This window comes from Streptomyces sp. NPDC094143 (assembly GCF_040303825.1).
GTDB lineage: Bacteria > Actinomycetota > Actinomycetes > Streptomycetales > Streptomycetaceae > Streptomyces.
In genome coordinates this window covers 118,060-139,118 of sequence record NZ_JBEOTZ010000007.1, presented here as the reverse complement: position 1 = coordinate 139,118, position 21,059 = coordinate 118,060, and the positions used below count along the sequence as shown (strand labels likewise).

General features: G+C 72.5%; 20 protein-coding genes, 1 pseudogene and 1 riboswitch. Of the genes and pseudogenes, 12 read left to right on the top strand and 9 right to left on the bottom strand.

The window, feature by feature from the left end; genetic code table 11:
* Positions 1 to 388: 388 nt before the first annotated feature.
* Together ABTZ58_RS12125 and thrC are read right to left on the bottom strand one after the other, a co-directional pair.
* Entirely contained in the window at positions 389 to 664 is a 276-nt protein-coding gene (locus ABTZ58_RS12125) for a ubiquitin-like small modifier protein 1 (protein WP_010035955.1), read from the bottom strand.
* A 130-nt stretch (positions 665 to 794) separates the two neighbouring features.
* Positions 795 to 2,081 carry a threonine synthase gene (thrC, locus tag ABTZ58_RS12120; protein WP_351354066.1) on the bottom strand — a complete coding sequence of 429 codons (1,287 nt, stop codon included), beginning with the start codon at positions 2,079 to 2,081 and terminating at the stop codon, positions 795 to 797.
* Between the two features lie 18 nt (positions 2,082 to 2,099).
* Positions 2,100 to 2,255, bottom strand: a riboswitch (SAM riboswitch).
* Positions 2,256 to 2,411: 156 nt separating this feature from the next.
* Here thrC and ABTZ58_RS12115 point away from each other — a divergent pair.
* The 3 genes from ABTZ58_RS12115 to otsB all read left to right on the top strand — a co-directional run bounded on the left by ABTZ58_RS12115 (position 2,412) and on the right by otsB (position 5,657).
* Positions 2,412 to 3,356, top strand: a complete 945-nt coding sequence (locus tag ABTZ58_RS12115) for a glucosyl-3-phosphoglycerate synthase (protein WP_351354063.1) — start codon at positions 2,412 to 2,414, stop codon at positions 3,354 to 3,356.
* A 73-nt stretch (positions 3,357 to 3,429) separates the two neighbouring features.
* Positions 3,430 to 4,818, top strand: a complete 1,389-nt coding sequence (locus tag ABTZ58_RS12110; RefSeq protein ID WP_351354060.1) for an alpha,alpha-trehalose-phosphate synthase (UDP-forming) — start codon at positions 3,430 to 3,432, stop codon at positions 4,816 to 4,818.
* 8 nt (positions 4,819 to 4,826) lie between these two features.
* Complete coding sequence (otsB, locus tag ABTZ58_RS12105) at positions 4,827 to 5,657, top strand: trehalose-phosphatase (RefSeq protein WP_351354057.1); 831 nt, start codon at positions 4,827 to 4,829, stop codon at positions 5,655 to 5,657.
* Between the two features lie 16 nt (positions 5,658 to 5,673).
* Here the strand turns inward: otsB and ABTZ58_RS12100 are convergent, their stop codons facing one another.
* A complete protein-coding gene (locus ABTZ58_RS12100; protein WP_309097252.1) occupies positions 5,674 to 5,919 on the bottom strand; it encodes a DUF3263 domain-containing protein in 246 nt (81 codons plus the stop codon).
* Between the two features lie 35 nt (positions 5,920 to 5,954).
* Positions 5,955 to 7,208, bottom strand: a complete 1,254-nt coding sequence (locus ABTZ58_RS12095) for an ABC transporter substrate-binding protein (protein ID WP_351354053.1) — start codon at positions 7,206 to 7,208, stop codon at positions 5,955 to 5,957.
* Between the two features lie 154 nt (positions 7,209 to 7,362).
* Between ABTZ58_RS12095 and ABTZ58_RS12090 the strand changes: the two genes are divergently transcribed.
* The 3 genes and pseudogenes from ABTZ58_RS12090 (at position 7,363) to ABTZ58_RS12080 (ending at position 10,497) form a co-directional block, all read left to right on the top strand.
* The gene (locus ABTZ58_RS12090; RefSeq protein ID WP_351354050.1) at positions 7,363 to 8,304 is read left to right on the top strand and encodes an ROK family protein; all 942 of its coding nucleotides are present in this window, start codon (positions 7,363 to 7,365) and stop codon (positions 8,302 to 8,304) included.
* Complete coding sequence (nagA, locus tag ABTZ58_RS12085; protein WP_351354047.1) at positions 8,304 to 9,515, top strand: N-acetylglucosamine-6-phosphate deacetylase; 1,212 nt, start codon at positions 8,304 to 8,306, stop codon at positions 9,513 to 9,515. Before ABTZ58_RS12090 ends, nagA begins: the two co-directional genes overlap by 1 nt.
* 120 nt (positions 9,516 to 9,635) lie before the next feature.
* Positions 9,636 to 10,497 (top strand): annotated as a pseudogene (locus tag ABTZ58_RS12080) (1-phosphofructokinase family hexose kinase).
* A gap of 4 nt (positions 10,498 to 10,501) precedes the next feature.
* Here the strand turns inward: ABTZ58_RS12080 and ABTZ58_RS12075 are convergent.
* On the bottom strand, positions 10,502 to 11,452 hold the full coding sequence (locus ABTZ58_RS12075; RefSeq protein WP_351354044.1) for a carbohydrate-binding protein: 951 nt from the start codon (positions 11,450 to 11,452) through the stop codon (positions 10,502 to 10,504).
* A 118-nt stretch (positions 11,453 to 11,570) separates the two neighbouring features.
* Entirely contained in the window at positions 11,571 to 13,229 is a 1,659-nt protein-coding gene (gene cdgB / locus ABTZ58_RS12070) for a diguanylate cyclase CdgB (protein ID WP_351354041.1), read from the bottom strand.
* Positions 13,230 to 13,562: 333 nt separating this feature from the next.
* Here cdgB and ABTZ58_RS12065 point away from each other — a divergent pair, with 333 nt between their 5' ends.
* Entirely contained in the window at positions 13,563 to 14,147 is a 585-nt protein-coding gene (locus ABTZ58_RS12065) for a flavin reductase family protein (RefSeq protein ID WP_351354038.1), read from the top strand.
* A 43-nt stretch (positions 14,148 to 14,190) separates the two neighbouring features.
* Positions 14,191 to 14,658, top strand: a complete 468-nt coding sequence (locus ABTZ58_RS12060) for a GNAT family N-acetyltransferase (RefSeq protein WP_351354035.1) — start codon at positions 14,191 to 14,193, stop codon at positions 14,656 to 14,658.
* 12 nt (positions 14,659 to 14,670) lie between these two features.
* On the opposite strand, the gene arfB is transcribed toward ABTZ58_RS12060, so the two are convergent.
* Positions 14,671 to 15,108, bottom strand: a complete 438-nt coding sequence (gene arfB, locus ABTZ58_RS12055) for an alternative ribosome rescue aminoacyl-tRNA hydrolase ArfB (RefSeq protein WP_351354032.1) — start codon at positions 15,106 to 15,108, stop codon at positions 14,671 to 14,673.
* Between the two features lie 159 nt (positions 15,109 to 15,267).
* Between arfB and ABTZ58_RS12050 the strand changes: the two genes are divergently transcribed.
* Positions 15,268 to 15,843: a TerD family protein gene (locus ABTZ58_RS12050; RefSeq protein WP_309097939.1), complete on the top strand. Its 576-nt coding sequence runs from the start codon at positions 15,268 to 15,270 to the stop codon at positions 15,841 to 15,843.
* A gap of 146 nt (positions 15,844 to 15,989) precedes the next feature.
* Here the strand turns inward: ABTZ58_RS12050 and ABTZ58_RS12045 are convergent, their stop codons facing one another.
* Positions 15,990 to 17,441 (bottom strand): M1 family metallopeptidase, encoded by a 1,452-nt coding sequence (locus ABTZ58_RS12045; protein WP_502996053.1) that lies wholly within the window; start codon positions 17,439 to 17,441, stop codon positions 15,990 to 15,992.
* On the opposite strand from ABTZ58_RS12045, the gene ABTZ58_RS12040 reads away from it, so the two are divergent.
* A complete protein-coding gene (locus ABTZ58_RS12040) occupies positions 17,431 to 17,931 on the top strand; it encodes a hypothetical protein (protein WP_351354028.1) in 501 nt (166 codons plus the stop codon). The genes ABTZ58_RS12045 and ABTZ58_RS12040 overlap by 11 nt on opposite strands.
* A 30-nt stretch (positions 17,932 to 17,961) precedes the next feature.
* On the opposite strand, the gene ABTZ58_RS12035 is transcribed toward ABTZ58_RS12040, so the two are convergent.
* Positions 17,962 to 18,639, bottom strand: coding sequence for a pentapeptide repeat-containing protein (locus tag ABTZ58_RS12035; protein ID WP_351354025.1), 678 nt, complete (start codon positions 18,637 to 18,639; stop codon positions 17,962 to 17,964).
* Between the two features lie 142 nt (positions 18,640 to 18,781).
* Between ABTZ58_RS12035 and ABTZ58_RS12030 the strand changes: the two genes are divergently transcribed.
* The gene (locus ABTZ58_RS12030) at positions 18,782 to 19,942 is read left to right on the top strand and encodes an FAD-dependent oxidoreductase (RefSeq protein ID WP_351354022.1); all 1,161 of its coding nucleotides are present in this window, start codon (positions 18,782 to 18,784) and stop codon (positions 19,940 to 19,942) included.
* Positions 19,943 to 20,002: 60 nt separating this feature from the next.
* Positions 20,003 to 20,986, top strand: a complete 984-nt coding sequence (locus ABTZ58_RS12025) for a zinc-binding dehydrogenase (RefSeq protein ID WP_351354019.1) — start codon at positions 20,003 to 20,005, stop codon at positions 20,984 to 20,986.
* Positions 20,987 to 21,059 lie beyond the last annotated feature (73 nt).

Below are 21,059 nucleotides of genomic sequence, written 5' to 3'. Positions count from 1 at the left end.
CACGGTTGGGGGCGTGCGCCGGAACGCGTCGACCGCGGCTGAATGTATCTGTCCAACTGCCGTCTGCAACAGGTCAATCGGACGAGAATTCTGGACGCACAGGGTCCGGAATGTAGGGAGAGTTCGCCCGAATTCAGGGCAATTCGGGCCACACAAAACGCGCAAAAGCCGCGAAAGGCGCGCACACTTTGGCTACATCTTGTCGGGCTCGGAGCGGGAATTCGGGGTGCCGATCAAAGGATCGGGATCGCGTTCCCCAACTGTACCGCGCTCAATCACATGGAATTGCCCCCTCCGCTTCTCTCACGGTGAGGGCAATTCGATGAACTCTCCGTGACCGGCATTACTCCAGGTAACAATCAGGCCGGCCGACCGGTTATGGACGTGCTCAGCCTCCGGCGACGGCCGGGATGATCGACACGCCGGCACCGTCCGGGGTGGCCGTCTCCAGCCCCTGCTCGAACCGCACGTCGTCGTCGTTCACGTACACGTTGACGAACCGGCGCAGCTTGCCCTGGTCGTCCAGCACGCGGGCGGCGATCCCGGTGTGGTTCTTCTCCAGATCGGCGATGACCTCGCCCAGGGTCGCCCCCTCGGCGGCGACCTCGGCCTGCCCGCCGGTGTAGGTACGCAGGATGGTGGGGATGCGAACGGTGACGCTCATCGGAAATGTCCTCCGGTTCTTCTTGGGCAACGGCTGGGGCACGCCCTCGGGGGGCGCGGGGCTGTGCTGACATGCGGCTCCGCCGCGTGGGCGCGGCCGGCCCCCACCGGCCCGCAGCGAACAACGACGCTCAGACGAGCCCGGCCGCCCGGAACGACTCCAGGCTCGGGCGAATGGTCGCGGTCAGCCCCGTGCCCGCCACCGCGTCCAGCGTCTTCAGACCATCCCCGGTGTTGAGCACGACCGTGGTCTTCGTGGGGTCGAGAACCCCGTTCTCGACAAGCTTCTTCGTCACGCCCACCGTCACACCACCGGCGGTCTCCGCGAAGATCCCCTCGGTCCTGGCAAGGACCTTGATCGCGTCGACGACCTGCTCGTCGGTCACGTCCTCCACCGCACCGCCCGTGCGCCGCGCGATGTCCAGCACGTACGGCCCGTCCGCCGGGTTCCCGATCGCCAGCGACTTGGCGATCGTGTCCGGCTTCTGCGGCCGCACCACGTCGTGCCCGGCCTTGAACGCCGTCGACACCGGCGAGCAGCCCTCGGCCTGCGCACCGAAGATCCTGTACGGCCTGTCCTCGACCAGCCCGAGCTTGATCAGCTCCTGCAGACCCTTGTCGATCTTCGTGAGCTGCGAGCCCGAGGCGATGGGCACCACGATCTGGTCCGGCAGCCGCCAGCCGAGCTGCTCGCAGATCTCGTAGGCCAGCGTCTTGGAGCCCTCGGCGTAGTACGGCCGCAGGTTGACGTTGACGAAGCCCCAGCCCTCGCCGGCCGGGTCGCCGATCAGCTCGGAGCAGAAGCGGTTCACGTCGTCGTAGTTGCCCTCGATGCCGACGAGCTCGCCGCCGTAGACCGCGGCCATGACGACCTTGCCCTGCTCCAGGTCGTGCGGGATGAACACGCACGAGCGGAAGCCGGCCCGGGCCGCGGCGGCGCCCACCGCGCCGGCCAGGTTGCCGGTGGAGGAGCAGGAGAGGGTGGTGAAGCCGAAGGCGCGGGCGGCCTCCAGGGCCTGCGCGACGACGCGGTCCTTGAAGGAGTGCGTCGGGTTGCCGGAGTCGTCCTTGACGAAGAGCTTGCCGGCGTCGACGCCCAGCTCGCGCGCGAGGTTGTCGGCCTTGACGAGCTTGGTCCAGCCCGGGTTGATGTTCGGCTTGTCCGCCACGTCGGCCGGGACCGGCAGCAGGGGGGCGTAGCGCCAGATGTTCGCGGGGCCCGCCTCGATCGTCTTCCGCAGCTCCTCGGCGTCGTAGGCCGAGAAGTCGTAGGCGATCTCCAGCGGGCCGAAACACTCCTCGCAGGCGAAGACCGGGCCGAGGGGCACGCGGTGACCGCACTCGCGGCAGCTCAGGGCGGCGGCCGGGCCGAGGTCTACGGTGGAGTTCGTGGTGCTTGCAACAGTCTGCACAGCCATGTGAGGCGAGGCCCTTTCTCCTCATCTTCCTCACGACGCATCTCGCCGTGAGACGGATTTGGCACCTTCCCTAGCCGGGAGCCTCGCGCTGTGGTCGCCAGTGACCTACGAGAACCGACTGGAGGGTTGCCGGGGCTTCATCGGGCCGTTTCCCTCTGCCCCTCTGGATGAGCTGTATGTGGTTGTAGGCGGCGGGTGACCCCCGGACATGCGATGGTCATCCGCGTTGTTCAAGACTGTAACCGACGACCAGGACAGTTGAGATAGTCGTCCGAACCGCGAGACGCGTCACATTCCGTCCCGCCGAGAGAACGCTAAGGAGCCGCCACGGTGCTGGAAGAAGTCGAGCGCTGGCTGAGCACCCGTTCCTGGTCCGCGAACGAACGCCCGCTCCACCGGATCATGGCCGCCAAGCAGCGCACGGGCCGGACGGTCAGTGTGGTGCTGCCCGCGCTGAACGAGGAGGAGACGGTCGGCGACATCGCCGCCGTCATCCGGCACGACCTGATGCTGCAGGTCCCGCTCGTCGACGAACTGGTCGTCGTGGACTCGGGATCGACCGACCGCACCTCCCAGGTGGCCGCCGCCGCGGGCGCGACGGTGGTGCACCGCGACGCGATACTCCCGCGCGTCCCCACCGTGCGCGGCAAGGGCGAGGTGCTGTGGCGCTCGCTGCTCGTCACGCGCGGCGACATCGTCTGCTTCGTCGACGCGGACCTGCGGGAGTTCTCGTCCGACTTCGTCTCGGGGATCGTGGGCCCGCTGCTGACCGATCCGGACGTGGCCCTGGTCAAGGGCATGTACGACCGTCCCCTCGGCGGCGCCGGCGGGCAGGGCGGCCGGGTCACCGAGCTGATGGCCCGCCCGCTGCTGAACATGCACTGGCCGCGGCTGGCCGGGTTCGTGCAGCCGCTGGGCGGGGAGTACGCGGCCCGCCGCTCGCTGCTGGAGCGGCTGCCGTTCCCCGTGGGGTACGGAGTCGAGCTGGGCATGCTGGTGGACGCCCTGCACCTGGTGGGCCTGGACGCCCTCGCCCAGGTGGACGTCGGCGTGCGCAAGCACCGGCACCAGGACGGACAGGCGCTGGGCCGGATGGCCGCCGAGATCTACCGCACCGCCCAGCTGCGGCTGGCCCGGGGGCAACTGATCCGGCCGTCCCTGACGCAGTTCGAGCGGGGCGGGAACGGCTTCGAGCCGCGGACGTACTCGGTCGACACCGAGGAACGCCCGCCGATGGTGGAGATCGCCGAGTACCAGGCGCGGCGGGCCGCCTGACCGGGACCGTTTTCGGCCGGACGCGGCAAGTCCGTACGTTTGAGCGTTTACAGGCCGGGCTAGGTTGAGGCCTATGGGTTCGACGCACGGTTCTGCACGGGTACTGGTGGCCTCCAACCGGGGCCCGGTCTCCTACACGGTCGGTGAGGACGGTTCGCTGAACGCCAAGCGGGGCGGCGGCGGGCTGGTCTCGGGGCTCTCCGCGATCGGCTCGGACGCCGACGCCCTGTGGGTCTGCTCGGCGCTGTCCGACGGCGACCGGGAGGCGGTGCGGCGCGGGGCCGGCGAGGACGGCGTGCGGATGCTGGACATCCCGGCCGACGTGCACGCCGACGCGTACAACGGCATCGCCAACTCGGTGCTGTGGTTCGTCCACCACATGCTCTACCAGACGCCGCTGGAGCCGGTCTTCGACGCGGAGTTCCGGCGCCAGTGGGCGTCCTACGAGACGTACAACCGGGCCTTCGCCGAAGCGCTGGCCGAGGAGGCGGCGCAGGGCGCGGTGGTCGTGGTGCAGGACTACCACCTGACGCTGGTGCCGGGCATGCTCCGCGAGCTGCGCCCGGACCTCAGGATCGGCCACTTCTCGCACACGCCGTGGGCGCCGCCCGAGTACTTCCGGATGCTGCCGGACGACGTGGCCGGGCAGGTGCTGCGCGGCATGCTGGGCGCGGACCGGCTGGGCTTCCTCACCCAGCGCTGGGCGGACGCGTTCACGGCGTGCGCGGAGCGGTTCGCGGGCGGGCTCGGCGGCACGCGGATCGGCGTGCACGGACTGGGCGCCGACGCGGACTTCCTGCGCGAGCGCGCGCACGAGCCGGACGTCGAGGAGCGCATGGCCGCGCTGCGCGAGGAGATCGGCGAGGGCCGCCGCACCATCGTCCGCGTCGACCGCACCGAGCTGTCCAAGAACATCGTGCGCGGCCTGCTGGCCTACCGGCGGCTGCTCCAGGCCCACGGCGAGTGGCGCGAGCGCGTGGTGCACGTCGCCTTCGCCTACCCCTCCCGGCAGGACCTCGCGGTGTACCGGGACTACACGGCCGAGGTGCGGCGGCTCGCGGACGAGATCAACGCCGAGTTCGGCACGCCCGGCTGGACGCCGGTCGTGCTGCACGTCAAGGACGACTTCGCCCGCTCCCTGGCCGCGTACCGGCTGGCCGACGTGGCCCTGGTCAACCCCATCCGCGACGGCATGAACCTGGTCGCCAAGGAGGTCCCGGTGGTCTCCGACGCGGGCTGCGCGCTGGTGCTGTCCCGGGAGGCCGGGGCGCACGAGGAGCTCGGCGAGGACGCGATCACGGTGAACCCGTACGACGTCACCGGCACGGCCGCGGCCCTGCACGAGGCGCTGTCGATGCGCCCGGAGGAGCGGGCCGAGCGCAGCAAGCGCCTCGCGGCGGCGGCCACGGCGCTGCCGCCGGCCCGGTGGTTCGTGGACCAGCTGGAAGCGCTGAAGGGATGAGCGGCCCGATGCCCGCCTCGCAGCCGCTGCCCCCTCCCGTCACGAAGGCGGGCCTGGAGGGCCTGGACGCCCTGCTCGCCCGTCCCGGCAAGGCGCTGATCGGCCTGGACTTCGACGGGACGCTCGCGCCGATCGTCGCCGACCCGGAGCTGGCCCGGGCCCACGAGGACGCCGTGCCCGCGCTGGCCGCGCTCGCGCCGAAGGTCGCCGCCGTGGCGGTGATCACCGGCCGGCCCGCCGCGGTCGCCGTGCGCAACGGCGCCTTCGCGGGCGTGCCCGGCCTGGAGCACCTCGTCGTCCTCGGCCACTACGGCGCCGAGCGGTGGGACGCCCGCAGCGGCGAGGTCGGCACCCCCGCGCCGCACCCGGGCGTGGCGGCCGTCCGCGCCGAGCTGCCCGGGCTGCTCGACGGGACCGGGACCTTCGTGGAGGACAAGGGCCGGGCCGTGGCCGTGCACACCCGCCGGGCCCCCGATCCGCAGGCCGCCTTCGACGCCCTGCGCGCCCCGCTCACCGCCCTGGCGGAGCGGCACGGCCTGATCGTCGAGCCGGGCCGTCTGGTCCTGGAACTGCGTCCGCCCGGCGTGGACAAGGGCGTCGCCCTGCGCGCCTTCGCCCGGGAGATCGGCGCGGAGTCCGTCCTCTTCGCCGGCGACGACCTCGGCGACCTGCCCGCCTACGCGGCCGTCGACGCCCTGCGCGCCGAGGGGACCCCGGGCCTGCTGGTGTGCAGCGGCAGCGACGAGGTGACCGAGCTGCGGGAACGGGCGGACGTGGTGGTGGACGGCCCCGAGGGCGTCGTACGCCTGCTGCGCGAGCTGGCCGGCCGGATCGGCTGAGGCCGGTCCCGCGGGGTCAGCGTTCCGCCCGGCGCCGGTCCCGTACGCGCCGCAGCCGGTTGACCGTGACCGGGTCGTGGGCAAGGGCCCGGGGGTCGTCGAGCAGGGCGTTGAGGAGCTGGTAGTAGCGCACCGGGGCGAGCCCCAGCTCCTCGCGTATGGCCCGCTCCTTCACGCCCGGCCCGGGAAAGCCGCGGCGTTCGAGCGCGAGGATGTCCCGCTCCCTGCGCCCGAGCCGCCGGTCGTCCGTGTCGTCGTCCATGTCCGGCACCGTAACGCCCGCCACCGACAGCGGGACTACTCCGCGCTCTCGGCCCGGACCGCCGCCGCCTGGAGGTGGCCGAGGATGCCCGTAGGGCTGCCCCCGGGGGCGACGGCCTTGCCGATCTGCGTCTTGACCTGGGCGCTGACGTCGGCCCAGGAGGTCTTGCCGACCGGGTACAGCTCCGAGGACGGCAGCTCCTCCAGGAACGGCCTGAGGTGCTTGTCCTCCTCGGCGGCGGTCATGGTCGCGGACGCGGAGGCGGTGACCGGCAGCAGGTCGTACCGGCGGGAGAAGGCCAGCACGTTCTTCTCGCTGTAGACGAAGTCGAGGAAGTCGCCGATCTGGTCGCGGTGGCCGTGCTCGCGGAAGGCCGTCATCCAGTCGGCGACACCGAGCGTGGACTTGCTCGGGCCCTCCTTGCCGGGCGTGGGCACCATGCCGAACTTGACGCCCTTGCTCTCGGCGATCTTCGTCAGGGAGGGGTGGCCGTTGAGCATGCCGACCTGGCCCTTGGCGAAGGCGGCGAACGCGTCGGCCCGGTTGAGCTCGCCCGGCGCGACCGGCCCGGTCAGGTCCTTGCCGACGAGTTCGTCCTTCAGCCAGGAGAAGGTGTCGATGTTCTCCGGGGAGTCGATGCCGTAGCTGTCGACGCTGTCGGTGTAGCCGCCCCCGCCGCTGAGCATCCACTGCATGGTCTCGGCCTGCGCCTCCTCGGGGCCGAGGGGCAGCGCGTAGGGGTACCGCACGCCCTCGGCCTTGAGCGCCTCGGCGGCGCCGGCCAGGTCGTCCCAGCTCTCGGGCGGGGTGAGGCCGGCCTCGGCGAAGAGGGTCTTGTTGTAGAAGAGCACGCGGGTGGAGGAGGCGAACGGCATGCCGTACTGCACGCCCTTGACCTGGCCCGCGGAGGCCAGCTGCCCGACGAAGTCGGCCTGCACGGGTATGGAGAGCAGCTCGTCGGCCTTGTACAGCCGGCCCTGCGCCGCGTAGTCGGCGTACGCGCCGATCTGCGCCATGTCCGGCGGATCACCGGCCGAGACCATCCCCCGGACCTTGCGGTCGACGTCGTTCCAGGAGTAGACGCTGACGTCGATCGTGACGTCCGGGTGGTCGGCCTCGTACTCCTCGACCAGCTTGTCCCAGTACTTCTTCGAGCTGTTAGCCGCGCTGTCGCCGTACTCGGCGGCGACCAGCTTCAGGGTGACGTCACCCGAGCCGCCCGTGACGCCGCAGCCCCCGAGGACCGCCGTCATGCCCAGTGCGGACGCCACCGCGATCGTTCCTGCCATTCGCCGACGCTGCACCGCTGTTCTTCCCCAACCCTGGCGTCCCGCGCCGCACTCGGCACGGGGTGCCACACCCGAAACTTTTCGACATTCGGAATAGGTCTACACCACGTGAGTGGACTAGACCTCTTGCGGGTCCCCGGGTCACACTGTTCCCGTGAGACATGTCATCGCCCTCGACGTGGGCGGCACCGGGATGAAGGCCGCCCTGACCGGGCCGCGGGGCGAGGTCCTGCACCGCGCCCGCCGGGCCACCGGGCGCGCCCAGGGCCCGGACGCCGTCGTCGCGGGCATCCTCGACTTCGCCGCCGAGCTGCACGCCTACGGCACGGAGCGGCTGGGCACACCCGCGTCCGCCGCCGGCGTGGCCGTCCCCGGCATCGTCGACGAAACCGAGGGCGTCGCCGTCTACGCGGCCAACCTCGGCTGGCGCGACGTCCCGCTGCGCGGCCTGCTGGCGGAGCGGCTGGGCGTGCCGGTCGCCCTCGGGCACGACGTGCGCACCGGCGGCCTCGCCGAGGGCCGGGTCGGGGCGGGCCTGGGCGCGGACCGGTTCCTGTTCGTGGCGCTGGGCACCGGCATCGCGGGCGCCATCGGCGTCGACGGCCGGGTGGAGACGGGTGCGCACGGCTTCGCGGGCGAGATCGGCCACATCGTCGTACGCCCCGGCGGTGCCCCCTGCCCCTGCGGCCAGCGCGGCTGCCTGGAGCGCTTCGCCTCGGCGGCGGCCGTGAGCGAGGCCTGGGCGGCGGCCGCCGGCACCCCGGGCGCGGACGCGGCGGACTGCGCCAAGGCGGTGGACTCCGGCGACCCCCGGGCGCTCGCCGTCTGGCAGCAGGCCGTGGACGCCCTGGCCGACGGCCTGGTGACGGCCCTGACCCTGCTGGACCCCCGCGTCCTGATCATCGGCGGTGGCCTGGCGGAGGCGGGAGACACCCTGTTCACGCCCCTGCGGGAAGCGATCCGCAGCCGCATCACCTTCCAGAAGCAGCCGACGATCGTCCCGGCGGCGCTGGGGGACGGTGCCGGTTGTCTGGGGGCGGGCCTGCTGGCCTGGGATCTTCTGGCATCGACCGACCGTATGGAGGTAACGCCCTGATGACCGATGCCCCAGGGGCGCGGGGAACTGCGCGACCAGCCACAACGCATCCGCACCCCGCCGCGGCCGGCCACCCCACGGTCCTGGCCGGCGCGACCGTGGTCCTCCCCACAGGAGCCGTCGACAACGGCCGGTTGGTCATCGACGGCACCCGCATCACCGCCACCGCCCCCGAAAACGCCCACGTCATCGACGCCACCGGCCACTACGTGGTCCCCGGCTTCGTCGACCTGCACAACCACGGCGGCGGCGGAGCCTCCTTCACCTCCGGCTCGGTCGACGACATCCTCAAGGGCATCCACACCCACCGCCTGCACGGCACGACCACCCTGGTCGCCTCCACCGTCACGGGCGACCTGGACTCCCTCGCCCGGCGCGCGGGCCTGCTCAGCGAACTCGCCGAGCAGGGCGAGATCGCCGGCATCCACTTCGAGGGACCGTTCATCTCCCCCTGCCGCAAGGGCGCCCACTCCGAGGATCTGCTGCGCGACCCGGACCCCGCGGAGGTCCGCAAGCTGATCGACGCGGCCCGGGGCCGGGCGAGGATGGTCACGCTGGCCACCGAACTGCCCGGCGGCCTGGACTCCGTACGCCTGCTGGCCGAGCACGGCGTGATCGCGGCCGTCGGCCACACCGACGCCACCTACGAGCAGACGGTCGAGGCCATCGACGCGGGCGCGACGGTCGCCACGCACCTCTTCAACGCGATGCCGCCGCTCGGCCACCGCTCCCCCGGCCCGATCACCGCGCTCCTGGAGGACGAGCGGATCACGGTCGAGCTGATCAACGACGGTACGCACCTGCACCCGGCAGCCCTCCAGCTGGCGTTCCACCACGCGGGCGCCCGCCGGGTCGCGTTCATCACGGACGCGATGGACGCGGCCGGCTTCGGCGACGGGCGCTACTGGCTGGGCCCCCTGGAGGTGGAGGTCGCCGACGGCGTGGCCCGCCTGGTGGCGGACGGCACGATCGCCGGCTCGACCCTCACGCTGGACCGGGCCTTCCAGCGGGCGGTCACCGTCGACGGCCTGTCCGTCGAGGACGCGGTGGCGGCGCTGTCGGCCACCCCGGCCCGCCTGCTCGGCATGGACGACACGATCGGCTCACTGGAGCCCGGGAAATCCGCCGACCTGGTGCTCCTGGACTCCGCGTACGAGCTCAAGGGCGTGATGCGCCGGGGTGAATGGGTGGTCGGTCCCCAACTGGGCTGATCCATCCCGCAGTCGGGAGACGGTGGCCGAGTCCGGGACTGGGCCGACCGGCGTCTCTTTGACATGATCGGACTTCCGGACAGTTCACGTCAGCCAGCGCATCGGGGGAGGTCGGCCCAGGTGATCCTCACGGTCACACTGAACACCGCTCTCGACATCACCTACCGCGTTCGGTCCCTGCGGCCGCACGCCTCCCACCGCGTCTCCGAGGTGACGGAACGCCCCGGCGGCAAGGGCGTCAACGTCGCCCGGGTCCTGGCGGCGCTCGGGCACGAGGTGACGGTGACCGGATTCACGGGCGCGGCGACGGGCCGGGTCGTCCAGGAGAGGCTCGCCGCGGTCCCCGGCCTCGCGGACGCCCTGGTGCCGGTCTCCGGCGCGACCCGCCGCACGATAGCCGTGGTCGACGAGCACACCGGCGACACGACCCAGCTGAACGAGCCGGGTCCGACGATCACCCCCGCCGAGTGGTCGGCCTTCCAGGAGGCCTACGCGGACCTGCTGCACGGCGTCTCGGCCGTGGCCCTGTGCGGCAGCCTGCCGCCGGGTGTGCCGGTGGGCGCGTACGCGGGCCTGGTCCGCACGGCGCGAGCCGCGGGCGTGCCGGTCCTCCTGGACACCGGCGGCGAACCGCTGCGCCGGGGTGTCGCGGCCCGCCCCGACATCATCAAGCCGAACGCGGACGAGCTGGCGGGTCGCGTCCCTCGGCCCGGACGGTCTGCTGGCAGCCACCCGCGAGGGCCGCTGGCGGGCCACCCCACCGGCCCCCCTGCGAGGCAATCCGACCGGGGCCGGAGACGCGGCGGTGGCGGGCCTGCTGTCGGCCCTGGCGGAACACCTCCCCTGGCCGGACCGCCTGACCCGGGCCACGGCCCTGTCGGCGGCGACGGTGCAGGCACCGGTGGCCGGGGAGTTCGACCGGGGGGTGTACGAGGAACTGCTGGCGAGGGTGGCGGTGACGCGGGAGGTCAGCGCGGCCTGAACCGCTAGGAGCCCTGCTCCGTGGTGAGCCACAGCTGGTCGAGGACCGCGTCGCACTGGTTGCCCTCGTTGCAGGCGAGCTCGATGGTGTTGGTGCCCTTGGTCAGGTTGACGTTGGACCACGTCTCCTGCCAGCCCTTTTCCCAGTCTCCCTTGGGCGTCCCGCCGAAGTTCTTCATGTTCACGGGACGGGACTCGGCCTCGCCGTTGACCAGCAGGGTCGCGTTGGCGTCGACACCCGGGATGCCGTAGCGGACGTAGAGCCGGTAGGTGCCCTTCTTGTCGATGCCGTTCACCGTCCAGGTGACCTTGGCGCCGACCTGGTTGAAGCCCGTCACGTAGACGCCGCCGTCGGCCTTCGCGCCCTTGAAGTCCGACGCCGTCGTGACACCGGGGCTCAGCCGCAGCGCCTTCGCGTCGATCTCCGGGAGCTCGGCCTCGGCCGCTCCGCTCTCGCTGGCCGAAGCGGTCGGGGTCGGCTCCTCGGACTGCGTCGGGGCCGTGCCCCCCGCGTTGTCCGACTCGCCCTTGTCCTTGTCGCCGCCGACCATCGCCACGCCGATGCCGATCACGACCGCGGCGACCACCGCGATCGCGCCGATCAGCAGGCCTTTGGTGTTGGGCCCGCGACCGCTCCGGCCACCGTGACCGCCGTGGCCGCCGGACGGCATCGCCGTCTGGGTCGTGGGCGCGCCGCCGGGCAGCGTTTCCGGCGCCGCGTAGTGCGCGCTGGGCTGGCCGTAGGCGGCCTGCTGCTGCGGGACCTGCCCGTGGACCGCCTGCTGCTGCGGCTGACCGTACTGACGCGTGCCGACCGCGCGTACCCGGTTGACCGAGTTCGGGTAGCCGTAGCCACCGGACGGCGGCTGGGCTCCGTTGGCCTGCCCGTCGGCGTAGAGGTAGCCGAACGGGTCGTCGTCCTCGGGCGTGCTCGCGCCGTTGTTGCCGGGCGTCATCCCTTGGTCTCCTCATTCAGGTGCGGTGCATGCGGTACGGGTCGTGAGAACGCGAGCCTACCCGCTCCCAGTGACCCAAACAGGTGACTCAGACCGCATCAACTCGCTGACCTGGGGTTCACCCCGCGCGTCTGTGTTGTTTGGGACGAGATCGTTTCTCGACGTACATCCGCTCGTCAGCGGATTTCAACACCTCGTCCGCCGTCATTCCACAGTGTGCCCATCCGATGCCGAAGCTGGCGCCCACCCGGACGGCCCGCCCCTCGGCGCGGATGGGCTGGATGATCTCGTTGCGCAGGCGGACCGCGAGGTCCTGCGCGTCGGCCCGGCCGAGTCCGTCGGCCAGGATGACGAATTCGTCACCCCCGAGCCGGGCGACCGTGTCACCGTCGCGCACGCCGTTGCTCAGCCGCCGGGCGACCTCGATGAGCACCGCGTCACCCGCGTTGTGCCCGAACCGGTCGTTGATCGACTTGAAGCCGTCGAGGTCGCAGAAGAGCACGGCGAGGCCCTTGGTGCCGTCGTCGTGGTCCCCGTCCGGGGCGACGGTGTGCACATGGTGGTCGTAGGCGTCGTACGGCTCCACGCCCTGCCGGAAGTCGAAGCCGGGCCCCACCACGTCGAAGGCGGGATGGCCGTAGGCCGCGTCGTGGGACTCGGCGACGGCGGGCTGCGGGGTGGCGCGCTGGCACAGGCGGGCGGAGAGCCGGGAGCGCAGCTCCGCGGAGTTCGGCAGACCGGTGAGCGAGTCGTGCGAGGCGCGGTGGGCGAGCTGCAGCTCGCGGCGCTTGCGCTCCTCGATGTCCTCGACGTGGGTGAGCAGGAAGCGCGGGCCGTCGGCGGCGTCCGCGACCACGCTGTTGCGCAGGCTGACCCAGACGTACGTGCCGTCCCGGCGGCCCAGGCGCAGCTCGGCACGGCCCCCCTCGGCGGAGGTCCGCAGCAGCGTGCCTATGTCCTCGGGGTGGACCAGGTCGGAGAAGGAGTAGCGGCGCATCGCGGAGGCGGGGCGGCCCAGCAGCCGGCACAGGGCGTCGTTGGTGCGCAGGATCCGGCCGTGCTGGTCGCCGCCCATCTCGGCGATGGCCATGCCGGAGGGGGCGTACTCGAAGGCCTGCCTGAAGCTCTCCTCGCTCGCCCGCAGCGCCTGCTGCTCGCGCTCCAGGCGGACCAGGGCGCGCTGCATGTTGGCGCGCAGGCGCGCGTTGCTGATCGCGATGGCGGCCTGGAAGGCGTACATCTGCAGGGCCTCGCGACCCCAGGCGCCGGGCCGGCGGCCGTTGCGCGGCCGGTCCACGGAGAGCACGCCGATCAGCTCGCCACAGGCCGCGTTGCCCTGCGGGCCGGGCGCGTACATCGGGGCGAAGAGCCGGTCGGCCGGGTGCCACTCGTCCTCGAAGCGGGGGGCGGGGCCGTCGGTGTACCACTGCGGGACGTCGTCGTCGTCGAGGACCCAGCCCTCGGTGTGCGGTATGAACACCAGGTCGCCCCAGTGCTCACCCATGCCCAGGCGGCGCTCCCAGGAGTCGCGCGAGCCGACGCGGCCGGTGATGAGGGCCTCGGCGGCGGGGTTCCCGGCGAAGGCGGCGACGACGAGGTCGCCGTCGGGCCGTACGAGGTTCACGCACGCCAGCTCGTACCCGAGGGCGGCGACGACGCCCTCCGCGACGGTCTGCAGTGTGTCCGCCAGGCTGCGGGCCGTGTTCATGTCGGCCATGACCTGGTGCAGTTGTCGCAGGGAGGCAAGGCGGACGTAGGGCTCCGACTCGGTCTCCATGCTCGCCCTCCCCCCGAGTACCTCGCAGCGAATCAAGAATCAAGGGTCTTCATCGGCGTACGGCCCTGGCAGCTTCCCCGCCACTGAATCACAGCGCGCTCCCCACTCGGTACACAGGGTCAACAATTCCTGCCCCTTGTGACTCAAGTCACAGGCAAACGTGAACAATTGAGTGGAGTTTCTGCGTTCTCCACGTGCGGCCACCGAACGCAGACTTTGTCGCGTTGCGCACCCTTTCCCCGGCTCGTCCCGGGTGTCCGTCGCTGGTCCTAGGACCGTGATCGGGCGGGAGCCCGATGCGCGGCGCGCGGTAGGGAGACTAGCGTTTCCGCCGTGCCGAACACTCCCGCTGCCACGTCCCCGATCATTCCGTCGCCCGCCTCCGGGCATGCTGAGGGGGTGAGCAACGACGAGTTCCGCGCCGCCATGTCCCGGCTGGCCTCGGGCGTGGTCCTGGTGACCGCGCAGGAGCCGCCGCTCGACCCGGACGACCCCACCGCGCCCGGCGGCGAGGACGTGGGCATGACGGCCACGGCCTTCATGTCGGTGTCCCTGGACCCGCCTCTGGTGCTGGTGAGCCTGCGCAACGGCTCCCGCATGGACGAACTGCTTCAGGAGCGGGATCTGTGGGCGGTCTCGGTGCTGTCCGAGAGCCAGCGGCACATCGCCGGCCGCTTCGCCATGAAGGGCCGGGTCAGCGACCGGCTGCTGTTCGCCGACATCCCGTACACGCGCGGCGAGTACACGGACGCGCCCCTGGTCGGCGGCGCCCTGGCCGTCCTGGAGTGCCGCACCGAACAGCGCGTGATCTCGGGCGACCACACCCTGGTGATCGGCCGGGTTCTCACCGCCCGCGTGCCGAGCGCGGAGGGCGGCCCGCTGACGTACTTCCGGAGCAGGTACCGCCACTTGGCCTGAAGAAACCGTTCGCCGGCGGCGGACCGCCACCTAGGGTGCGCGCATGACGACGACCGGCCCGCGCCTCGAAGAGATCACCCCGGCGAACCTGGACGCCGCCCTCGGCATCCGCGTCCACCCCGCCCAGGAGCACGCGGTCGCCCCGGTCGTGAAGTCGCTGGCGGAGGCGTACGTGCACCCGGGGACCGCCTGGCCGCGGCTGATCCTCGACGGCGACCGGCCGGTCGGGTTCCTGATGGCCTTCCTCGACATCGACTGGCACGGGGACGGCAGCGTCCGCCGCTCGGGCCTGTGGCGGCTGAACATCGCGGCCGGGGAGCAGGGCATGGGGTACGGCCGTTTCGCCGTCGAGTCGGTCGCGCGGGAGCTGCGCCGCCGCGGCCGCACGGAGCTCCACGTCACCTGGCACCCGGGCCCGGACGGACCCGAGGGCTTCTACCGGAGCCTCGGCTTCCGCCCGAACGGCGAGACCAGCGGAGACCAGACGGTCGGGGTGCTGGACCTGGTCTGAGGACGGTCGTGCCTAGTTCCAGTCTTGCGCGGAGCGTCCCCGCTTGGTCTCCGAGCGCTGCTTCTTCTCCCGCAGCCGGCGTTCGTTGATGCCGCGCGGGACGCGGGTCGGCCTGCGGGGCCGGGGCGGGGGCGCGGTGGCCTCGGCCAGCAGCGCGGCGAGGCGTACGGCGGCGGCCTCGCGGTTGCGCCACTGGGAGCGGTGCTCGGAGGAGCGCACGGTGACGACCCCGTCCACCAGCCGCCCGGCCAGCCGCTCCAGCGCCCGCTGCTTCCACACGGCGGGCAGCGCCTCGGTCCGGGCCAGGTCGAAACTCAGTTCCACCTTGGAGTCACTGGTGTTGACGTGCTGCCCGCCCGGCCCCGAGGAACGCGAGAAACGCCACATGAGCTCGGCCTCGGGCAGGAGGACGGAGCCGCGGATGACACGGGGACCGGACATGCCGTCCATGTTCCCGCTCCTGTCCGGTCCACGTCACCCGAATATCCGGGAGTAAAGAAAGTAAAGGACCTGGAACCTCGCGTACCCCTCTCCACGTTGATGGGGGTAGCTGTAGCTTCGGTGCCGCAGCTTCTCTGCCGCACAAAACGAGGGAAGGGACTCCCAACAATGGCTGTAAGCCTGTCCAAGGGTGGCAACGTCTCGCTCACCAAGGAGGCTCCGGGCCTCACCGCCGTCACCGTGGGCCTCGGCTGGGACGTCCGCACCACCACCGGCACGGACTTCGACCTCGACGCCTCCGCGATCGCGGTCAACACGCAGGGCAAGGTCTACTCGGACGCCCACTTCGTCTTCTTCAACAACAAGCAGACGCCGGACAACACGATCGTCCACACCGGTGACAACCGCACGGGTGAGGGCGCCGGCGACGACGAGGCGATCAACGTCGACCTCGCCGCCCTCCCGGCCGACATCGACAAGATCGTCTTCCCGGTCTCGATCTACGACGCCGAGAACCGCTCGCAGAACTTCGGCCAGGTGCGCAACGCCTACATCCGCATCGTCAACCAGGCCGGCGGCGCCGAGATCGCCCGCTACGACCTGTCGGAGGACGCCGCCACGGAGACGGCCATGGTCTTCGGCGAGCTCTACCGCAACGGCGCCGAGTGGAAGTTCCGCGCCGTCGGCCAGGGCTACGCCTCGGGTCTGGTCGGCATCGCCCAGGACTTCGGCGTGAACGTCTGACGGACGCCCGAGCCAGGTGAGGCAAGTCCCCCGGGCCGGACGACCGGCCCGGGGGCTCTCCCCCTCGGGGGCAGGGCACGGGGAACCGCGCGACAAACCACCGCGAGGCCCTTACCGCCGCCCGGGCGCAGCGCGCTCAGGCACTCTCAGGCCCGCTCCGGCCTGCCCTCCCCGTACAGCCAGTCGTCCCAGATCGCCTTGAAGTCCTCCCCGGGCGCCCGCTTCTCCACGTACGCCGTGAAGTCGGCCGTGGCGGCGTTCCCGTGCCGGTACTCGGCCGCCCAGCCCCTGAGGATCCGCCGGAACTCCTCGTCGCCGACGGTCTGGCGGACCTTGTGCAGCACCATCGCGCCCCGCCAGTACACCGGCGGGTCGGAGATCCGCGCGGCGCTCGGCGGGTCCGCCGGGGGGAACGCCCAGACGGCCTCGCCGGCCTCCGCCGTGGCGAAGTAGTCGCCGGAGTACAGCGCGTCGAAGGTCTCCTGCGCGCTGCGCCCGCCGTGCTCCTCCTCCCACAGCCACTCCGCGTACGTGGCGAAGCCCTCGTTGAGCCACATGTCCCGCCAGCTCCCGGGGGAGACGGAGTCGCCGTACCACTGGTGCGCCAGCTCGTGCACGAGGAGCGTGCTGTCGGGGGCGCCCGGGAAGACCGGCCGGGTCTGGGTCTCCAGCGCGTAACCGAGGTCGGGCGCGTGGTCGACGATCGCGCCGGCGGAGGAGAAGGGGTACGGCCCGAACCACCCCTGCGCCCAGCGCAGCACCTCGGGGATCCGCCCGAGCACCGGCCGGCTCGCCGCCGCCTCGGCCGGGTCCACGGCCGTGTACACGGGCAGTACGCCCCCGGCCCGGGAACGGCCGATGTCGAAGCGGCCGATCGCGAGCGTGGCGAGGTAGCTCGCCATCGGCTCGGAGGTCCGCCACACGAACGTCGTCCGGCCCCGCGCGGTCGTCTCGGCCCTCAACTCCCCGTTGGACACGGCCCGCAGCCCCTGCGGCACGGTCACCGTGAGGTCGTACGCCGCCTTGTCGGAGGGGTGGTGGTTGCCGGGGAACCACGTCATCGACCCGGTCGGCTCGCCCAGCGCGAGCACCCCGTCCGCGGTGCGCAGCCAGCCCTCCAGGGAGCCGTCCGGATCGGTGACCGTCCCGGGCGCGCCGGAGTAGCGGACGGTCACCCGGAACGTCTCGTCCCGGTCGACGTCCTCGCGCGGCCGGACCGTGAGCTCCTGCCCCGCTCGGTTGAAACGGGCCGTCTCGTCGCCGACGGTGACCTTCTCGACCTCCAGGCCGAGCAGGTCCAGGTTGAACGCCGAGAGGTCCTGGGTGGCCCGTGCGGTGAGGGTGGCCGTGCCGGTCAGGTGGTGCGCGTCCGGGTCGTAGGCGAGGCGCAGGCCGTAGTGGGAGACGTCGTAACCGCCGTTGCCCGCCTTTGGGAAGAACGGGTCGCGTACGCCGGAGCCGCCCGGGGTGCCGTGCACTCCGCCGCCGCACCCGGTGAGGGTGAGGAGGGAGGCGAGCAGGGCGGGGACAAGTCGCACAGATCGGGCCACGCCCGCGATCCTACGGTCGCGTGACACCATCACCTGCGTGCTCGACATCGGCTACGCCCTCTCCAACCGCTTCCCCGACCCGCCGCAGACCGACTACCGCCGCGCGGACGTCCGCGCCCTGCGGCACGACCTGTTCTGCGGTGACGTCTACCTGGCGGACACCAGGACCGACCACGAGGTGTCCACGGCCTGGGGATGGGTGCCGGTGCTCGACTTCGCGTGGGCGCTGTGCGACATCGTGGAGCGGATCGACCGCGACCCCGCGGGCTCCCGGGCGTCCCGGCCGCAGCGGGCGGAGCTGGACTTCACCGAGTCGACCGACCGGATGCTCTTCGAGCGCCGCTTCGGCTGGGTGGACATCGAGGCCGACTGGATGCGCGCGGAGGAACCCCCGCTCACCGTCTCCCACGCCGAACTGCGCCGCGAGGCCCGGGACTTCCTGCACGACCTGATCGCCGACCTCACCGACCTGCACGACGACCTAGCGGAGAACCCGGCGATCTGGACCCTCCAGGCCCGCTTTCCCCGCCTGCCGTAGCCCGCCCGAAGCCGGCGAACCTTCCCGGGCTCACCCCTCCACCCGGATCCCCCACTGCGCCGCCAGCACCGGTGCCAGATCCAGCAGCTGGGCGGGGCTGATCACCGCCCCGGCGAGCCGGTCCAGACCCCGGCTGATCTCCAGGGACGCGGCCCCGCGCAGGTCGACGTCGACCAGGGTCGCCGCGTGCAGGTCGGCCCCCTTGAGCACGCAGTCGGTGAACTCCACCCGCTCCAGACGCGCCCCGCCGAAGTCCGGCTCGACCAGCACGCAGCCCTCGAAGACGACGTCTCTGAGCCGGGCCGTGCGCAGGTTCAGATAGTCGATCTTGCCGCCGCGGATCAGCACCCGCTCCAGCACCGCCCCGTGCAACTGCGGCCCGCCGAGCCGGGCGTCGGTCAGCTCCACGTCCCGCAGGGTCGCCTCGGCGAGGTCCGTACCGACGCCCCGGACGCCGCTGAGGACCGAGTCCAGGACGCGGGCGTGCCGCAGCCGCGTCTCCTCCAGGACGCACCCCGCCAGGGCGCAGTCCATGAACCGCGCGCCCGAGCCGTCCTGCCCGGTCAGGTCCCGCTCCCGGAACTCCAGTCCGTCGTAGTCCCCGTCCGGCTCCAGTCCGCCCCCCTCGTACGGCTCCAGCGGGGGCAGCCGCACCTCCGGTCGCCGCGCCCCCTTCACACCCGCACCGCCAACCGCTCTCCTCGCCATGCCCCCATGCTGCACCCCGCCACTGACAACACCCCCGACCTGCGCGGACACCGCCCGTGTCACATTCCGTGGCCCCGGCCCGTCGTACGCACGAGAACGGACAGGCGACCCGCGAGGGCCGATCGAGGGGAGACCCCCAGTCATGCACCGCATCACCGTCATCGGCGGCGGCTTCGCCGGACTGACCGCGGCCATCACCGCTGCCGAGGCGGGCGCCAAGGTCACCGTCCACGAGGCCCACCACAGCCTCGGCGGCCGGGCCCGCACCGCCGACGGCCCCTACCGCACCAACGAGGGGCCGCACGCCCTCTACAACGGCGGCCCGCACTGGGCCTGGCTCAGGCAGCGCGACCTCATCGGCCCGCTCGCCCCGCTGCCACCCCTGGAGGCCGCCCGGCTCCGGCTGCGCCACCATGGCGTACTGCGCCGGACCCCGCCCTTCCCGATGCTGAAGCTGCTGCGCCGGACCGCCCGGCAGGCGCCCGTGGACGTCGACTTCCTCACCTGGGCGACCGGCATCGCGGGCGAGGAGGGCGCCCGCGCCGCCGCCCACTACTCCGCGGTCGCCCTCTTCCACCACGACCCCGGATCGCTGTCGGCCGCGTTCGTGCAGGAGCGGCTGCGCCGCGCCACCAAGCTGCCGCCCGAGGCGCACTACCCGCGCGGCGGCTGGGCCTCCCTCATCGACCGGATGGCCGCCCGCGCCTGGAACCTGGGCGTCCGGATGGAGACCATGTCGCGCGTCGACACGCTCCCCACCGACACGCCCGTGGTCGTCGCGACCTCCCTGGACGCCGCCCGGCGCCTGCTCGGCGACGACTCCCTGACCTGGCCGAGCGGCCGTACCGTCCTGGTCGACCTGGCCGTCCGCACCCGCCGCGGGGACGCCTTCGCGGTGTCCGACCTGGACGCGCCCGGCTGGCTGGAACGGTTCACCGCACAGGACCGCACGCTCGCCCCGGCCGGCGAGCAGCTGATCCAGGGCCAGATCCCCATCGCGCCGCACGAGTCGAAGGCCGACGGCACCGCCCGTGCCGAGCAGTTGCTCGACCTGGGCTTCCCGGGCTGGCGCGAGCGGGTCACCTGGCGGCGCGACGGCGTGGCCAACGGCCGTACGGGCGCGGTCGACCTGCCCGGCACCAGCTGGCGCGACCGGCCCGCAGTGGACCGGGGCGACGGTGTCTACCTCGCCGGTGACCAGGTCGCGGCCCCCGGAGTGCTGTCGGAGGTCTCCTTCAACAGCGCCCTGACGGCGGTCTCCCTGGCCCTCGGCCGGCGCGAGCTTGACCTCAAGGAAGCTTGAGGTTGAAGGCTGGGGCCGACGATCACCACGGGCAGACCCCCGACCACACGAGGAGCCTCCATGCGCGCCATCCGCCTGCACGCCTTCGGCCCGGCCGAGAACCTCACCTACGAGGAGGTCGAGGACCCCCGCCCGGGTGCCGGCCAGGTCCGTGTCGCCGTACGGGCGGCGGGCGTCCACCTCCTGGACGCGGCCCTGCGCGAGGGCATGCCGGGCGGCCCGGCGAACGAGCCGACGCCCCTGCCCACCATCCCCGGCCGCGAGGTCGCCGGCGTCGTGGAAGCCCTGGGCGCGGACGTCGACCCGGGCTGGCTCGGCAAGCCGGTCGTGGCCCACGTGGGCTTCGTTCCCGGCGGCTACGCCGAACTGGCCGTCACCGAGGCCGGACGCCTGCACGAGATCCCCGGCGGCCTGGACTTCGCCGAGGCCGTCGCCATGATCGGCACGGGCCGTACGGTGATGGGCATCCTGCAGTTCGCCGACCTCGGCCCCGACTCGGTCGCCGTCGTCCCGGCGGCCGCCGGAGGCATCGGCACCCTCCTCGTGCAGTACGCGAAGAACGCCGGCGCCACCGTCGTCGGACTGGCCGGCGGGCCGGAGAAGACCGCCCGGGTGCGGGCCGGCGGCGCCGACCTCGCCCTCGACTACACGGACCCGGACTGGCCCGGCACGGTCCGCGCCCACCTCGGCGGCCGGACCGCGACCGTCGTCTTCGACGGCGTGGGCGGCGACGTGGCCCGCGAGGCCGTCGCCCTGCTCGGCCCCGGCGGCCGGCACATCGTCTTCGGCTGGTCCGGCGAGGGCATCAAGGAGGGCGGTCCCTACCTGGTCGAAGGGGTGTCGGAGCAGGTCCTCGGCCCCGTGATGCTGCGCAGGGCGGGCGGCCCCGACCCCGTCCGCACCCTCGAACTGCGCGCTCTCGCCGAGGCGGCGGCCGGCCGGCTCACCCCGGCCGTGCAGCGGTTCCCGCTCGCCGAGGCCGCGGCGGCGCACCGCGCGCTGGAGAACCGGGGGACGATCGGCAAGGTGGTCCTGGAGCCCTGACCGAGGCCCGGCCCCGGCCGGAAGTGACCGCGTCCCCCGCTTTGTTCACCTGACGCTCCCGGCGCACCCCACT

What these genes read in the sequence shown, in the direction of transcription:
- ABTZ58_RS12125 (WP_010035955.1), bottom strand. Translation starts at nt 664, where the DNA reads ATGAGCGTCACCGTTCGCATCCCCACCATCCTGCGTACCTACACCGGC.
- thrC (WP_351354066.1), bottom strand. Translation starts at nt 2,081, where the DNA reads ATGGCTGTGCAGACTGTTGCAAGCACCACGAACTCCACCGTAGACCTC.
- ABTZ58_RS12110 (WP_351354060.1), top strand. Translation starts at nt 3,430, where the DNA reads ATGGGTTCGACGCACGGTTCTGCACGGGTACTGGTGGCCTCCAACCGG.
- otsB (WP_351354057.1), top strand. Translation starts at nt 4,827, where the DNA reads ATGCCCGCCTCGCAGCCGCTGCCCCCTCCCGTCACGAAGGCGGGCCTG.
- ABTZ58_RS12100 (WP_309097252.1), bottom strand. Translation starts at nt 5,919, where the DNA reads ATGGACGACGACACGGACGACCGGCGGCTCGGGCGCAGGGAGCGGGAC.
- ABTZ58_RS12095 (WP_351354053.1), bottom strand. Translation starts at nt 7,208, where the DNA reads ATGGCAGGAACGATCGCGGTGGCGTCCGCACTGGGCATGACGGCGGTC.
- nagA (WP_351354047.1), top strand. Translation starts at nt 8,304, where the DNA reads ATGACCGATGCCCCAGGGGCGCGGGGAACTGCGCGACCAGCCACAACG.
- ABTZ58_RS12075 (WP_351354044.1), bottom strand. Translation starts at nt 11,452, where the DNA reads ATGACGCCCGGCAACAACGGCGCGAGCACGCCCGAGGACGACGACCCG.
- cdgB (WP_351354041.1), bottom strand. Translation starts at nt 13,229, where the DNA reads ATGGAGACCGAGTCGGAGCCCTACGTCCGCCTTGCCTCCCTGCGACAA.
- ABTZ58_RS12060 (WP_351354035.1), top strand. Translation starts at nt 14,191, where the DNA reads ATGACGACGACCGGCCCGCGCCTCGAAGAGATCACCCCGGCGAACCTG.
- arfB (WP_351354032.1), bottom strand. Translation starts at nt 15,108, where the DNA reads ATGGACGGCATGTCCGGTCCCCGTGTCATCCGCGGCTCCGTCCTCCTG.
- ABTZ58_RS12050 (WP_309097939.1), top strand. Translation starts at nt 15,268, where the DNA reads ATGGCTGTAAGCCTGTCCAAGGGTGGCAACGTCTCGCTCACCAAGGAG.
- ABTZ58_RS12045 (WP_502996053.1), bottom strand. Translation starts at nt 17,441, where the DNA reads ATGTCGAGCACGCAGGTGATGGTGTCACGCGACCGTAGGATCGCGGGC.
- ABTZ58_RS12035 (WP_351354025.1), bottom strand. Translation starts at nt 18,639, where the DNA reads ATGGCGAGGAGAGCGGTTGGCGGTGCGGGTGTGAAGGGGGCGCGGCGA.
- ABTZ58_RS12030 (WP_351354022.1), top strand. Translation starts at nt 18,782, where the DNA reads ATGCACCGCATCACCGTCATCGGCGGCGGCTTCGCCGGACTGACCGCG.
- ABTZ58_RS12025 (WP_351354019.1), top strand. Translation starts at nt 20,003, where the DNA reads ATGCGCGCCATCCGCCTGCACGCCTTCGGCCCGGCCGAGAACCTCACC.